Annotated in this window: 14 protein-coding genes; 9 read left to right on the plus strand and 5 right to left on the minus strand. The window is 40.2% G+C overall.

The genetic code is table 11. The features are described 5' to 3' along the window. Window positions 1-34: 34 nt before the first annotated feature. The 6 genes from ACST14_RS00060 (at window position 35) to ACST14_RS00085 (ending at window position 6,132) form a co-directional block, all read left to right on the plus strand. The gene (locus ACST14_RS00060) at window positions 35-838 is read left to right on the plus strand and encodes a UDP-2,3-diacylglucosamine diphosphatase (RefSeq protein WP_459459312.1); all 804 of its coding nucleotides are present in this window, start codon (window positions 35-37) and stop codon (window positions 836-838) included. After that, complete coding sequence (locus ACST14_RS00065) at window positions 792-2,279, plus strand: glycoside hydrolase family 32 protein (protein ID WP_459459314.1); 1,488 nt, start codon at window positions 792-794, stop codon at window positions 2,277-2,279. The genes ACST14_RS00060 and ACST14_RS00065 overlap by 47 nt, the downstream gene beginning before the upstream one ends. A 45-nt stretch (window positions 2,280-2,324) precedes the next feature. After that, complete coding sequence (locus ACST14_RS00070; protein WP_459459316.1) at window positions 2,325-3,302, plus strand: acyl-ACP desaturase; 978 nt, start codon at window positions 2,325-2,327, stop codon at window positions 3,300-3,302. An 8-nt stretch (window positions 3,303-3,310) separates the two neighbouring features. Next, window positions 3,311-3,838, plus strand: coding sequence for a TrmH family RNA methyltransferase (locus ACST14_RS00075; RefSeq protein WP_459459318.1), 528 nt, complete (start codon window positions 3,311-3,313; stop codon window positions 3,836-3,838). Between the two features lie 89 nt (window positions 3,839-3,927). After that, a complete protein-coding gene (locus ACST14_RS00080) occupies window positions 3,928-4,821 on the plus strand; it encodes an ABC transporter ATP-binding protein (RefSeq protein WP_459459320.1) in 894 nt (297 codons plus the stop codon). Between the two features lie 3 nt (window positions 4,822-4,824). Further along, the gene (locus ACST14_RS00085; RefSeq protein WP_459459322.1) at window positions 4,825-6,132 is read left to right on the plus strand and encodes an ABC transporter permease; all 1,308 of its coding nucleotides are present in this window, start codon (window positions 4,825-4,827) and stop codon (window positions 6,130-6,132) included. Here the strand turns inward: ACST14_RS00085 and ACST14_RS00090 are convergent, their stop codons facing one another. Next, a complete protein-coding gene (locus tag ACST14_RS00090; protein ID WP_459459324.1) occupies window positions 6,133-6,471 on the minus strand; it encodes a Spx/MgsR family RNA polymerase-binding regulatory protein in 339 nt (112 codons plus the stop codon). A gap of 57 nt (window positions 6,472-6,528) precedes the next feature. Here ACST14_RS00090 and fumC point away from each other — a divergent pair, with 57 nt between their 5' ends. Continuing rightward, window positions 6,529-7,932 (plus strand): class II fumarate hydratase, encoded by a 1,404-nt coding sequence (gene fumC, locus ACST14_RS00095; RefSeq protein WP_459459326.1) that lies wholly within the window; start codon window positions 6,529-6,531, stop codon window positions 7,930-7,932. Window positions 7,933-8,022: 90 nt separating this feature from the next. Here the strand turns inward: fumC and ACST14_RS00100 are convergent, their stop codons facing one another. The 4 genes from ACST14_RS00100 to ACST14_RS00115 all read right to left on the minus strand — a co-directional run bounded on the left by ACST14_RS00100 (window position 8,023) and on the right by ACST14_RS00115 (window position 12,734). Beyond that, entirely contained in the window at window positions 8,023-8,358 is a 336-nt protein-coding gene (locus tag ACST14_RS00100; protein WP_459459328.1) for a hypothetical protein, read from the minus strand. Between the two features lie 24 nt (window positions 8,359-8,382). Further along, entirely contained in the window at window positions 8,383-8,730 is a 348-nt protein-coding gene (locus tag ACST14_RS00105) for an ArsR/SmtB family transcription factor (RefSeq protein WP_459459330.1), read from the minus strand. 271 nt (window positions 8,731-9,001) lie between these two features. After that, window positions 9,002-11,458 (minus strand): bifunctional UDP-N-acetylmuramoyl-tripeptide:D-alanyl-D-alanine ligase/alanine racemase, encoded by a 2,457-nt coding sequence (locus tag ACST14_RS00110; protein WP_459459332.1) that lies wholly within the window; start codon window positions 11,456-11,458, stop codon window positions 9,002-9,004. A gap of 85 nt (window positions 11,459-11,543) precedes the next feature. Next, entirely contained in the window at window positions 11,544-12,734 is a 1,191-nt protein-coding gene (locus ACST14_RS00115) for a phosphoglycerate kinase (RefSeq protein WP_459459334.1), read from the minus strand. Between the two features lie 71 nt (window positions 12,735-12,805). Here ACST14_RS00115 and ACST14_RS00120 point away from each other — a divergent pair, with 71 nt between their 5' ends. Both ACST14_RS00120 and ACST14_RS00125 read left to right on the plus strand, forming a co-directional pair. After that, a complete protein-coding gene (locus ACST14_RS00120) occupies window positions 12,806-14,437 on the plus strand; it encodes a VRR-NUC domain-containing protein (RefSeq protein ID WP_459459336.1) in 1,632 nt (543 codons plus the stop codon). Between the two features lie 316 nt (window positions 14,438-14,753). Continuing rightward, the gene (locus tag ACST14_RS00125; RefSeq protein WP_459459338.1) at window positions 14,754-15,095 is read left to right on the plus strand and encodes an HPF/RaiA family ribosome-associated protein; all 342 of its coding nucleotides are present in this window, start codon (window positions 14,754-14,756) and stop codon (window positions 15,093-15,095) included. The last annotated feature ends 20 nt before the right edge of the window (window positions 15,096-15,115 follow it).

The raw sequence follows: 15,115 nt of genomic DNA on the forward strand, positions 1-15,115 counted from the left end.
TTAATGGGGTGCCTTACAGGGCACCTCTTTTTTTATGATTCATATAGATCTTAAATCTGGGAAAAAAGTGTATTTCGGGTCCGATTTTCATTTGGGATTTCCGGATGAAATAGCTTCAAGGGAACGAGAGAAAGCTTTAGTTATCTGGTTAGATCAAGTTCAGTCAGATGCCCAGGATTTGTTTTTGTTAGGGGATTTATTTGATTTTTGGTTTGAATATAAGACCGCCGTTCCGCGTGGTTTTGTCCGCTTTTTAGGGAAGCTAGCTGCACTAGCAGATCAAGGCATTGCCATTCATATATTTGTGGGTAATCATGATCTTTGGATGTGGGATTATTTAGAAAAAGAAGTAGGTGCTACAATTTACCGGGAACCTTGCGATTTGTCTATTAAAACGGCAGCTAAGACCTTTTTGCTTCACATTGGCCATGGCGATGGTTTAGGTCCAGGAGATACGGGTTATAAGATGTTAAAGAAGGTTTTTACGAATCCCTTGGCTCAGTGGTTGTTTGGATTCTTACATCCAAATGTGGGAATAAGTTTAGCAAATTTTTGGTCATCTACTAGAAAAGAAGGTACGCTATCGAAAGGGGTGCAAGCATTTGATCCAAAGACGGATTATATTGTGTCCTATGTGAATGAAACGGCTACTTCAAAGCCTGAAATTGAAGCTTTTGTCTTTGGCCATCGGCATCATCCAATTGCTTATCCTCTAGCGACTGGAGGCATATATTACAATCTAGGCGACTGGTTTAGTCCCCATTTTAAAAACGCGTATTATCTCCAAATTGATGAAAATAAAATCGATTTTATTCATTTTAACGCTTCTAGCGTATAATTCTTTTTCCCAAAAATCTACGGAGCAATGGCGACCAGCTATTCATTTTAGTCCGAAGATAAACTGGACGAATGACCCCAATGGATTAATCTATATCAATGGATATTACCACCTATTTTTCCAACATAACCCGAAAGGGAATGAATGGGGAAATATGAGCTGGGGACACGCGAAAAGTAAAGATTTATTGCATTGGGAGGAATTACCTTTAGCCATTCCTCATGGGAAAGAGTATATTTTTTCTGGATGTGTCGTATATGATAAAGACCATGTATCTGGTTTAGGGGACCCTAAAAAATCGTTGTTGATTGCTATTTATACCGCAGATTACCCCAATACCCTGCAAGAGCAGCACCTAGCCTTTTCAAATGATGAAGGCCTAACCTGGAAAAAATACGAGCAAAATCCTGTGCTTTCCATTCAATTAAAGGATTTTAGAGACCCTAATATTATTTGGCATGAACCATCTCATCAATATGTGATGTCAGTGGTAAAGCCATGGGAATTTACGGTGCAATTTTATGGTTCTAAAGATTTATTGCATTGGAATTATTTAAGCGAGTTTGGCCATCAAGGCGATGTGGATATGATTTGGGAATGCCCTTCTTTACTAGAATTACCTGTAGAAGGTTCTAAGGAGACGAAATGGGTATTTGCTGTATCGAGTCAAGGGCCCTATAAAAAATCGGTAGGAATGCAGTATTTCGTTGGGGATTTTGATGGAAAAACCTTCACAAATGATGCGCCTAAAGAGCAAGTGAATTATGTGGATTATGGACGCGACTTCTATGCGGCTATCCCTTTTTATAATACGGTAAATAAGGAGTCATTTTGGTTAGGATGGATGCTGAGTTGGTCTTATGCAAAGGAGCAGCCTACATTTCCTTATAAAGGCCAAATGTCCTTAGCCAGAACTTTATCCCTTGTTCGAACGTCTCAGGGTTTGCGACTAAAACAAGTATTGAAGCCTGATTTGACAAAAGCCAAGCCAGATTATGAAGCTCATAATCTAGTATTAAAGGGTTCTAAGGACTTATCAGGCATGAAGTTTTTGCAAAATAAAACCTACCTTATTGAATTGAAAGTGGCTTCAACTAGCGCTAAACAATGGGGAATTGAGCTAGGTGATGGGGCGAAAGATAATCCGGAATTGACCCGAATTGGATTTGATGAAAAGAGTCAAGATTGGTTTATTGATCGTCGTTTAAGTGGTCAAATTCCAGCCCCAGGCTTTGATATGATTCAATCGGCACCATTTATTCCTGGTGGAGATAAGGTAATGCAGTTAGTGGTAGACCGCTCTACTTTAGAATTATTGGCTCAAGATGGCACGGTAGCTATCAGCTCTTTGCGCTTTCCTACTAAAAAAGAATCTGTTCGATTAGTTTCCTTAAGTGGAGAACTCAGGATAAAGGAATTGCGTATTTGGGAAATTAAATAGGGTTTTTTGTGTACCTTCACTAGTTAATAATTTAATAAAAAAAATATGTCACTAATTCACACTCGATTCGAGGTCATGACGGAGCTCGCTAAAAATATGGATACTTACGTGAAGGACTATTTAGTCCCAATCGATACCAATTGGCAGCCTGCTGATATGTTACCTGATTCGACAAAGGATTCATTCTTTGCGGATGTGAAAGCTTTGCAAGAAGCAGCGAACGAATTACCTTATGATTACTGGGCTGTTCTAATAGGCGACACGATTACAGAAGAGGCTTTGCCTACGTATGAATCTTGGTTATTAGGAATGGAGACCGTGAATCAGGTAGATCAAACAGATGGCTGGTCTCGTTGGATTCGGACGTGGACTGCAGAAGAAAATCGCCACGGGAACCTATTAAATACGTATTTATATCTTTCAGGCAAAGTGGATATGAAAGCCGTAGCCGTCTCTACCCAGTACCTCATTGCAGATGGTTTTGATATAGGCACTACAGCGGATCCGTACCGTAACTTCGTTTATACTTCATTCCAAGAATTAGCTACAAACATTTCTCACCGTCGCACGGCTTCTTTAGCTAAGCAACACGGCAACTCTTTGTTGTCACGTATGTGTGCACAAATAGCGGCGGATGAATTACGTCACCACAAGGCATATCGTTCTTTTGTTTCTGAAATTTTCACTTTAGATCCGAACGAAATGATGCTTGCTTTTGCAGACATGATGAAAAAGAAAATTGTGATGCCTGCGCATTTCTTGCGGGAGATTAATGGGGCTAAAAGCTCCTTATTCGAGCATTTTTCCGATGCAGCCCAGCGTTTAGGGGTTTATACCACAACCGATTACGTGACGATAATGAAAGGATTAATCGCTGATTGGAATATTGAAAATATGACTGGATTAAACGAATCGGCAGAAAAGGCACGTGATTATGTAGCTAATTTACCGGCGCGTTTAGAAAAATTAGCAGATCGAGTAAAGGTGCCTGAATTGGCTTATCCTTTCTCTTGGATTGCCTAAATATGTCTATGAAATTATCGATGGATGAGCTCAATAGGCTCGATGTATCCACTTATAAAACCACAGAAAAATTCCCTTATGTGATCGTTTTAGATGACATAAGAAGCATGAATAACATAGGCTCCGCTTTTCGGACGGGGGATGCTTTTCGCTGTTCATCCATTCATTTATGCGGAATCACCGCGCAACCTCCACATAGAGAGATATCGAAAACAGCTTTAGGCGCGGATGAGTCCGTAGATTGGGTCTATTTTGCGGATGCAACAGATAGCCGCAAAGCATTAAGAGAGGCCGGATATCAAATTGTTTGCGTGGAGCAAGTACAAGGCTCTGTTTCTTTAGAAAAATTTGAGCCGATAAAGGATCAGAAATATGCTTTTGTATTCGGTAATGAAGTTTTTGGCGTAAATGATGCCTGGATTCATGAGGCTGATTTTAGCTTAGAAATTCCTCAATTTGGTACAAAACATTCCTTAAATGTATCGGTGAGTATGGGTGTAGTCATCTGGGATTTTGTTTCCAAAATCATTGCCTAAATTCATTCATCCGTTGTATTTTGCGTTCATCATTTTACTAGGTTTTTGAACGCATTTTTTGTTTAAATTCGTCTCAACATTTTCAATCTATGATACTATCTATTCAACAGGTGGTGAAGCGTTATGCGGATCACACAGCCCTAGCTGGGGTTAGTTTAGAGATTCCTAAGGGCCAAATATTTGGTCTTCTAGGCCCTAATGGTGCCGGCAAAACTTCACTTATTCGAATCATTACTCAAATAACCGCACCCGACGAAGGGCAAGTTATCTTTGACGGGGAGGTCTTACATCCGAAACACGTGGAGCAAATAGGTTACTTGCCTGAAGAGCGTGGTCTATATAAGAAGATGAAAGTAGGTGATCAATTGATGTATTTAGCGCAGCTAAAGGGGCTTTCTAAAGCTGAAGCCCAGAGTCGATTGAAAGATTGGTTTATTCGGTTAGACATTAAAGACTGGTGGTATAAGGAAGTGGATGATTTGTCTAAAGGGATGCAACAAAAGACCCAGTTCATCGCTACGGTAGTACATGAGCCTAAATTATTGATTTTGGACGAGCCATTTTCTGGATTCGATCCGATTAATGCGAATATGTTGAAGGATGAGATTTTGGGATTAAAAGAACGTGGCACTAGCATTTTATTCTCTACTCACCGAATGGAATCAGTAGAGGAACTGTGTGACAGTATCGCCTTGATAAATCAGTCAAAAGTGGTTTTAACGGGAGAGAAGGAAGAGGTGCGCAGTCGTTTCAAGAAAGATGAATATGCGGTGAAGTTTTCAGGGGAACTAACTAATTCGCCAGCTTTTGAAGTAGTTTCAGTGGATGCGGAGCAGCATTCAGCCGTAATCAAATTAGCTAAATCGGATGGGACAAACCAAGCTATTTCTGCCTTGATCAAGCAGGTTGATCTATTCGAGTTTAAGGAAGTGATCCCCTCTTTTAATGACATATTTATTCAAGTAGTAGAAGAAACGAAATAAGCGATGAACAAGATATTATTAGTGATTCAACGGGAGTATTTGACCCGAATTCAAAAGAAATCTTTCTGGATTGCCTCTCTGTTAGGGCCTATATTGATTACAGCGATTTATGCCATACCTATTTGGTTAGCTATGCAAGACAAAGAGGTGAAACGAATCGAGATTTTAGATGAGAGTGGTTTGTTTCAGGCCAAAGATTTAGTGGACAAAGAGGTGGATTTCAAGCTCGTAAATAAGCCTGCTGCAGAGCTTAAGGCGTCTTTTTCAAAAGAGGGTTATGTGGCTTTTGTTCACTTACCTAAAAACATATTAAGTGATTCAAAAGAGCTAAAGATTTATTCGGAGAAGAATTTAAGTATGCCCCTAAAGTCGTCCATTGAGCGAGTCATAGAGAAAAAAGTACGTGCCACTCTAATGCAGAATGCAGGCATCGCTTCAGAAGTATACGAAAAAACACAAGTCGAGATTATAAGTGAAACCATCTCCGTTTCTTCAACGGGGGATGAGACAAGTTCTTCCTCTGGTGGCGCGATGATCCTAGCCGGAGTGATGGGGATGCTCTTATATATCACTTTGTTATTATATGGCTCGCAGGTAATGGCAGGCGTTATTGAAGAGAAAAGTAGTCGAATTATTGAGGTGATCATTTCATCCATCAAGCCATATCAATTGATGTTGGGCAAGATTTTGGGCGTAGGAATGGTAGGTTTAACACAGTTCTTGCTGTGGATTGTGCTAACGATTGGGCTGACTCAAGTGGCCTCTACATTCTATGGAGCAAGTCCGATGCAACAGAAGGTGGAGCAGGTCAAAAAAGTCGATCCTGAAGTCGCGAAAACGATGGAAGCATCTCCGATGGATGAAGTGACAAAGGTGATTGAAAGCACCAATATTCCATTGGTTTTAGGCGGATTTTTGTTCTATTTCTTATTTGGTTATTTGCTGTATAGTTCTCTTTTTGCGGCCATTGGTAGTGCCGTGGAGAGTACTGCTGAAGCTCAGCAGTTTACTTTTATTGTGATGCTACCTATTATTTTGGCTTTCATTATGGCACAATTTACGATGCAAGATCCAGACAGCACGATGGCTTTTTGGGCTTCGATGATTCCATTTACTTCCCCCATCAACATGATGGTTCGCTTGCCTTATGGTGTACCTACGTGGGAATTAGCTACCTCTATGATTCTTCTGGTACTAGGTTTCTTGTGCTGCAGTTGGATTTCAGCCCGTATTTACCGCGTAGGAATCTTGATGTATGGAAAGAAAATTACGTTGAAAGAGATGGCTAAATGGATGTTCTATAAAGGGTAATTATATAGTTAGCCAAACATCTAATTTTTCTGGTTTGAACCCAGCGAAGCATCTGTCATTTTGGACTAATATAGGTCGCTTAATGGCAGATGTTTTTTCTTGTAGGTAAGTGAATACATCTAAGTTTGCTTTTTCTGTATCACTCAGTTGACGATACGTGCTTCCTTGTTTGTTTAGGACGATTTCTTCACCTAATTGATTGATAAAAATGCGCAATAGATCTGCACTGATGCCTTTTTTCTTGTAATCGTGGAACTCAAAAGGAATCCCTTTTTCGTTCAAATAGTCAAAGGCCTTTTTCATCGTATTGCAGGCAGGAATTCCGTAAATTGTAAGCATATTATGGATTTTGGTGGTATTTTTGTAGACTAAGACAAATTTAATACAAAACATCTTATGGAGTATAGAATTGAAAAAGATACAATGGGTAAGGTGCAAGTGCCTGCTCATGTTTATTGGGGTGCTCAAACGCAACGTTCGATCGAGAACTTTCCCATTGCTCAAGATATTAACAAGATGCCGAAGGAAATCATTCGGGCCTTCGCTTATTTAAAGAAGGCAGCGGCGATTACGAATTTTGAGGCAGGTGTCTTAGATGAGGCTAAAAAGAACTTAATAGGTCAGGTTTGTGATGAAATTTTAGGTGGACAATGGGCAGACCAATTTCCTTTAGTGGTTTGGCAAACTGGTTCAGGAACTCAATCTAATATGAATTGCAATGAGGTGATTGCCTATCGCGCTCACGTGCTGCAAGGCGGAAATTTACTGGATGAGCAAAAATTTGTGCATCCGAATGATGATGTAAATAAGTCTCAATCATCGAACGATACGTTTCCCACGGCTATGCACATAGCTGCATATCAGTCGCTGATGGAAGTTACCATTCCTGGTATTACTAAATTGAGAGATACGTTAGCGGCGAAGGCTAAAGCATTTAAAAATGTTGTTAAAATCGGTCGCACGCACTTTATGGATGCGACTCCTTTGACATTAGGACAAGAATTTTCTGGTTATGTATCTCAGTTAGATCACGGTTTACGAGCAATCAATAATAGTTTGGCGCATCTTTCTGAACTTGCTTTAGGAGGGACGGCCGTAGGAACGGGTATCAATACGCCTAAAGGGTATTCTGAAAATGTAGCAAAGCATATTGCTACATTGACTGGATTGCCGTTTGTGACGGCAGAAAATAAGTTTGAAGCTCTAGCGGCACACGATGCTATCGTAGAAGCTCACGGAGCTTTAAAAACAGTGGCTGTAAGCTTAATGAAGATAGGAAATGATGTACGTATGCTTTCTTCCGGTCCTCGTTCTGGCATTGGAGAGATTCATATTCCAGATAATGAGCCCGGATCTTCGATCATGCCTGGTAAAGTTAATCCGACGCAATGTGAGGCAATGACCATGGTCGCAGCACAAGTAATGGGCAATGACGTAGCCATCGGAATTGGTGGGTCAAATGGCCATTTCGAGCTAAATGTATTTAAGCCTGTGATGATTTATAACTTCTTGCATTCTGCTCGTTTAATAGGAGATGTATGTGTAGCATTTAATGATAAGTGCGCGGTGGGCATCGAGCCTTTGCACGATAACATTGCTAAGCATGTAAATAACTCACTTATGCTTGTTACAGCCTTAAATACCAAAATCGGTTACTATAAAGCAGCCGAAATAGCACAAACCGCACACAAAAATGGCTCTACGTTGAAAGAAACAGCGATTTCTTTAGGTTATGTAACAGCGGAAGAGTTTGATGCTTGGGTAAAGCCTGAGAATATGGTAGGCGATATCAATCTATAAGGAGACGAAAAATACGCGATTCTCGTCGCGAATAAATAAAAAAGGCTCATACGTTAAGTATGAGCCTTTTTTCGTAGTATTATATATCGTTTATGCCATCTCTCTCAATTCGAGGCTATAAAACTCATTAGGGAAGGGAAAGCTAGCTGCAATTTCTTCGGCCACCTCTAGGCTCGGTAAAATCAGAGTGACGATCTGGGAAATTTCTCCACCATCAATTTGCTGAATTAGTCGATGGTCTAATTTTCCACTCAGATTTAATGCTTTTAATTCGCCTGAAAATTTTTGAAAAAGCATGTCAGAATAGGTCGATTTTAAGCCCTTTAACCAGTTGCGAATTTGGTCTAATTCCGCCTCTGATGCTAAGCTAGATTCGCCAGAAATTCCTGCCACTGGACCTCGAATAATGAACACAAATCGCTTCATTTTAAATTGTATTATTTTTATAAATTAGAATTCAGACTGGAATTTATCGAAAGGATTTTCTTTCGGTATTTTAGGAGTCGGATCCGATTTTTCTTTAGGTATTGCCTTCGGTTTAGGTAGAAAAGGGGAGAGCCATTCGTCTAATTGACGCAGAGCATCCTTCTCTAATTGATAGTAAATGAAGACGCCATTTCTACGCGTACTTACTAAACCCGCATCTTTTAAAACGGACAAATGCCTGGAAATAGTAGGGGCGGCGTAGTCAAATTGATCAAATATAGCCGTAGCCGGAAGCTCTCCTTCCTTTAATAGTTCGATGATTTTCCGTCTGGATTCATCCCCTAAAGCTTTTGCTATGTTCTCGACAGCCATGCTATTGTTTGATATTTAGCTAAGTTAATATATTGAATGGATATCTCCAAATCAGGTTATTGATAAGTTATATAGCAGCAGAGCTAATTAATTAGCAATATAGACAAGTATTATTTAGCAATTATGACAATTAGTGATATTATATATAGCGTTATTGCTAAATATAATATTAATGAGGGAAGCGATGGTAAATGGTAAATGGTGAATGGACATACTCCTTCGGACTCATTCCCTCTGGACTGTCTACTAACCACTGTCCACTGACCACTGTCTACTGAGTTACATACACCCTCTTAACGCGTTCGCTGATATTTGTCATCAGTTCGTAAGGGATGGTTTCAGCTTGTTTAGCTAAATCGTATAATTGTATTTTTCCGCCAAAGGCGATGGCGATGTCGCCTAGAGAAATGTCTGGAAATTCACTGATATCAACCATGCACATATCCATGCAAATGGTGCCTACCGTGGGACATAAATGACCTTTGATTTCGAAGCTTCCTTTGCCCATTCCAAGGGCTCTAGAATAGCCGTCTGCATAGCCAATGGCGAGTGTTGCAATTCGGCCAGATTGAGCAAGTTTTCCTTTTCTTCCATAGCCAATTGTTACCTCTGCGGCTATGTTTTTGATCTGGGAAATGGAGGTTTTTAGAGTTAAAACGTTTTCAATCTTATTTTTTACGTTGGGATTACCGGTAATTCCGTATAAACTGATGCCTAAACGCACCATATCTAGACGTGCTGAAGGGTAATTTTGGATCGCTGCGGAGTTTGCAATATGTTTAATGGTTTGATAGCCTAAGCTGTCTTCAATTTGATTCGCAGCTTCATTGAATAGTTGTATTTGTTCTTCAGTAAATAAGGCATGTTGTGGGCTATCTGCAGCGGCTAAATGACTCAAAATGCTTGCTACCCATAAATGAGGCATTTGAGCCAAATTCTCAGCTAATTCAGGGATTTCTGAGGGTTCAAATCCTAATCTTTTCATCCCCGTATCTAATTTGATATGGATTTTGATGTTTTTGCTTTGTTGGGTTCCGTATTCATCGATCGCTTTTAGCAGTTCAAAGCTGTAAATCTCCGGTTCTAATCCATTTTCTGTTAGCTTATCAAATTCTTCGATGTTAGGATTCATGACCATAATAGGGACGTAAATGCCGTGTTTCCGTAAGTATACGCCTTCATCTGTGTAGGCTACGGTAAGGTAATCAACACCACTATTTTGCAATAGCGTAGCTATTTCAATGGATCCTGTACCATAAGCAAAAGCTTTGACCATGACCATCAATTTTGTTTTGGGGCCGATTTCCTTTTTAAAGTAGGCTAAATTGTGCTGAATAGCATCTAAATTAACTTCTAATTGCGTTCTATGGGTCTTATTTTCTAGGGTGTGGACTAGTTTCTCAAAATTGTATTTTCGAGCTCCTTTAAGTAAAATTTGACTATTGCTTATGGAATTTAAAAGTCCAGATGCAATCAAATCTTCGGTGCTATGGAAGACATCTATTTGGTCAAATGCGATTTTGTTTCGGATGATTTGTTCTCCTATTCCAATGATTCGATCAATTTTTTGATGATGAATTAAGGCAGCAATTGTGGAATATAAATCCTTTTCTGCTAATCCCGTTTCTAAGAAATCACTCAATATCAGAACGCTTTTCTTTTGTCCTTTTTTCTGTAAAAGAGGTAAAGCTAGACGTAGGCCATCTAAATCATTGTTGTAAGAATCGTCAATCAGGTTATTTCCACGCAATCCTTCTTTCATTTCAAGGCGCATGGATACTGGCTTGAGTACTTTAGTCTTAACTCCTAATTCATCTCGGCTAAGCCCTAATAGGGAGGCCATAATGATGCAATTCGTAGCGTTTTCTAGGGATGCTTCATCGGTAAAATCGAGTTGACTATCGATAAATGCTTCGCTTTGAGCTGCTTTAATTACTTTTATTTGTGAGGAATTACCTTTTGTTTGCCAAAAAGTAAACAATCCTTTCTCTGGACTAATCGTATTCCAACCGAATAATTCGCAAGAGGAATTGATCTCCTGCATTATCCGTTGAATGGGGTCATTTTGTAGGTCTTTGACACGATAAACGAGTTTTTTGGCCTTTTTGAAAAGAATTAATTTTTCTCTAAGCTTTTCCTCGTCTGAGCTAAAATTAGAGCCATGGGCCTCTCCAAAATGCGTAAAAATTCCATAATCGGGTTGAAGCATTGCTTCAATTTTTTCCATCTCTCCCTTTTGTGAAATACCCGCCTCAAAAATCCCCAAATTGTGTTTCTCCTGCATGCCCCATAAAGAAAGCGGAACACCGATTTGCGAATTATAACTTTTCGGACTTTTCACAACGGAAAAATTTCCATTACACAGGATAGCTAGCCATTCTTTACAGATGGTTTTGCCATTGGATCCGGTAATAGCGATTACAGGGAAATGGAATTGTTCCCGGTGGTTTTGGGCGATTGATTGTAGGGTAGCGATACTGTTTTCGACCACATAAATATTAGTCTGCTCCCAACTGACTGCTTTTTCAGCTAACATTCCGTGCCAAGCTGATTCTTCGACGATAAATTCCCTAACGCCTTTAGCATACAAAGATTCCACATATTGATGGCCATCGTGGTTCAGTCCATTCACCGCAAAAAAGGCCGTTTTAGACGGCTCATAAATTTGACGACTATCTAAACTAAGGTAGCTTGAACGGAGATGGGTTGGTTTTTTATGTTGAATCATGGAGGCAATCTGTGTCAAAAGACTAAAATACAAAAAGGCGAGGAAACATTCCTCGCCTTCGGCAATTTTATCTAAATTTTGGTTCCTAAGCCTCTAAAGCCGCAACCCCTGGTAAAGTTTTACCTTCCATATATTCTAATAAAGCGCCACCACCCGTAGAGACGTAGCTTACGCGATCACCATATCCTGCATTATTCACAGCAGATGCAGAATCTCCACCTCCAATTAAGGAGAAAGCGCCATTTTCTTCTGTTGCTTTTACCACAGCATCAGCTATAGTATTCGTGCCGATGGCGAAGTTAGGGAATTCGAAAACGCCCATTGGTCCGTTCCAAAGGATTGTTTTTGATTTTGCAATTGTCTCTTCGAACAAGGCGATGGATTTAGGTCCGATGTCTAGTCCTTCCCAACCATCTGGAATCTCACCGCGCTCTACCGTTTGACGGTTAGCATTATTATTGAAATCATCCGCACAAACATTGTCTAAAGGCATGATTAAGTTCACGCCTTTGGCCTTCGCTTTTTCGATTAACTCCTTCGCTAAAGCAACTTTATCTGGCTCACAGATAGAATTGCCTATCTTACCACCTTCAGCAAGAGAGAAGGTATATGTCATTCCACCACCGATGATTAAATTATCTACTTTGTCTAAAAGACGCTCAATAATTAAGATTTTATCCGAGATTTTCGATCCACCCATGATCGCCGTAAACGGACGTTCGGAGTATTCAAGAATCTTTTGTGCGTTATCTAATTCCGCTTGCATCACATAGCCACTCACTTTATCCGTGAAAAATTGTCCAATCACCGCTGTAGAAGCGTGTGCACGGTGTGCAGTCCCGAAGGCATCATTTACCCAAACATTGCCTAAACAGGCTAATTTTTTGGCAAAATCAACATCCCCTTTTTCTTCTTCTTTATAAAAACGAAGGTTTTCTAAAAGCAAGATTTCCCCCGCTTGTAAACCGTTCGCTATTTCGACTGCTTCATCTGAGATGCAATCTGATACAAACTTCACTTTTACGCCAAAAACCAATGATAAGGGAGTAACTAAATGCTGTAATGAATATTTTTCAGTAGGACCATCTTTAGGGCGACCTAGGTGAGACATTAATACAACCGATCCACCGTCTTTCAATATCTTTTGAATCGTAGGAATCGTCGCCTTAATTCGGGTATCATCTGTAATTTCGAAACGTTCATTTAACGGAACATTGAAATCAACACGTACTAGCGCTTTTTTACCAGCAAAATTGAAATTAGCAACAGTTTGCATATTTTTGTTTTGATTTATGAATAAAATGATAATCCCCTAAAAAGGTAAACAAAGATAAACAATATTGCGCAATGAGCGAAAAAAGCGAAATAGAATTGTCTGCTACCTATTATTGGGATCATTTTAGCTATATTCTTCGCTACCTAGATCGGCATTATTTGCCCCTTTTACAGGAATCGGAAATAGTATTTTTACAAGATTTTTCTGACTTATCTTTTGCTGCGCAATGCCTATATTTGCGCTTAGCCTCCCGTCGGTCGTCTTTTTTTCGAGTGGAGAAATTAAGCTATCCGGAGATAGGGGATGTAGCACGACCGCTACAAGTTTTGCGCTCCGCTGGTTTTTTAATGGATATTTCTGAAGGAGTCGAATCGATTTTTACGAAGCAGGAATGTGTTGTTTTGGCCAAAAAACAAGGAATCAAAGTGCCTAGCTCCGCTTCCAAAGACGAAGTGGCAGCCTTGGTTTCCTCGGTTGATTTAATCGCTGAATTTTCTGCTGGAGTAGTCGCGCCTTTGCGATTAGAGGTTTTCACTTTTATTCAATTCTTGTTTTTCGGCACACGGTCCCGCGATTTAACCGATTTTGTGGTACGAGATCTGGGTCATCGTGCCTTCGTGGAGGTGCAGGAGGACGATTTAAAGCCTTATTTCCAAACGCGGGAAGAGGCGGAACAAAAGTGGTCCATCTCCATGTGGCGGGAGTGGTTTTATAACACGACAGTAAGTGTGGATGAAATCTTGGCTTCTTGGCGTGTACATATATTACCTTTATCGACGTCCCTTTTAGACCCATCGATTCGGTCTTTTGAGTCCGCCTGTTTTTCGTTAGGGCGCTCTTTAGAGCGAAATAAAGCCTATTTAGAAGCCTTGGAAGTATATGAGGTTTCAATGTCTGGTGCCTCTTTAGAGCGCCGCGTTCGGATTTTGCAGAAACTAGGTGAATTGGAAGAAGCAGTGGCTTGGGCTCGAGTGGGATTAGAAATCTGTGTTTCGCCCACGGAGATTCATTTTTTCGAAGATTTTTTAGCCAAACAAGCCTCCAAAAAATCCATCAAACAAGTCACTTCTTCGCTTAAGCAAGCTGAAATTATTGAAATATCACCCGAGTATATCGGTCAAGTCGAAGCGGGTGTGGCGGCATATTTTGAATCACAAGGTTATTATGCTGCCTTTACGGAGAACCAGATTTGGCGCAATTTTCTAGGTTTATTCGCTTGGGATTTGATTTTTACGGATCGTAAGGATGGTTTTCATCACCCTTTTCAATGGGCCCCTAGTCATTACGCAAAGGAAAGTTTTGCAGGGGAATTACCCTTGCATTTACTTTCGGACCGTGTTGCTTTGTTAGACGTTTTACGTTCGCGTGCCTCGGAAAACCAAGGTTCTATGAATCCTTTGGTGGATTGGTATTCGCTGGATTTTGAGTTGATGGAAAGGTTTCTGACTGCATTACCCACGGAAGGTTTGGCGGCCATTTCCCAGTATATGTGGACTCATTTAGGTACGCATGTAAAAGGTTTTCCGGATTTATTTATCCAAAGAGGAGATGAATATGCCTTCGTGGAAGTTAAATCCCCGAATGATCACTTGTCGGCTATTCAGCACTTTTGGCATGATTTTTTAAGGAAGAATGGGGTGGTGGTGAGGTTGGTGCGATTGAAATATTTTAGTCCGGAGGGAGGGAGTCCGGAGGTAGAATAGCAAAGTTCAAAGATCAGAGTAGGAATCGCCGGTGGCGATGGTTTAGTGGTTGCCTCCTTACCTACGGACTCATTTCCCCCGGACTGACTACCGTTTACTGACTAAGCGACATAGTCGCGACTAAGACGAAGTCGACTAAGCAGCGAAGCTGCGACTTTTTTAACAGAATTTATTTGGGCTCTGCCCAAATAAATTCTGTTAAAAACTTGACATCACCTAAAAAATACGATACGTTTATAATGAATCTAAAACGTTCTTTTTTCTGTCAGCTTTGCTAAGATTCCCAAAGCGTTTTTCACCATTAAATTTTAAGCTTATGAAAGTGCAAGTTCACGCGATCCACTTTACTGCGGACCGCAAATTGGTAGAAAGCATTCAAGAAAAGTTAAACAAATTAGACACTTTTTATGACCGAATAACCGGAGGTGAGGTGTTTCTTAAAGTTTCGACAAGTTTAGGAAAGGTAAAAGAGAAAATGTTAGAAATTAAGATCACGGTACCTGGTGCGGTGTTATTTGTGAAAGAAACAGCAAAATCATTTGAAGAAGCATTAGACTTAGCGCTACATGCGATTGCAGAACAGATTAAACGATTTAAATCAAAAACTAATGCCGTGAAGGCGCTTCGAGCCGAAGATCTGGCTAGCGAGGAAATGTAGAAAAAAAATATTGTTAACCA

It is taken from the genome of Aquirufa sp. A-Brett2-15D, assembly GCF_054558735.1.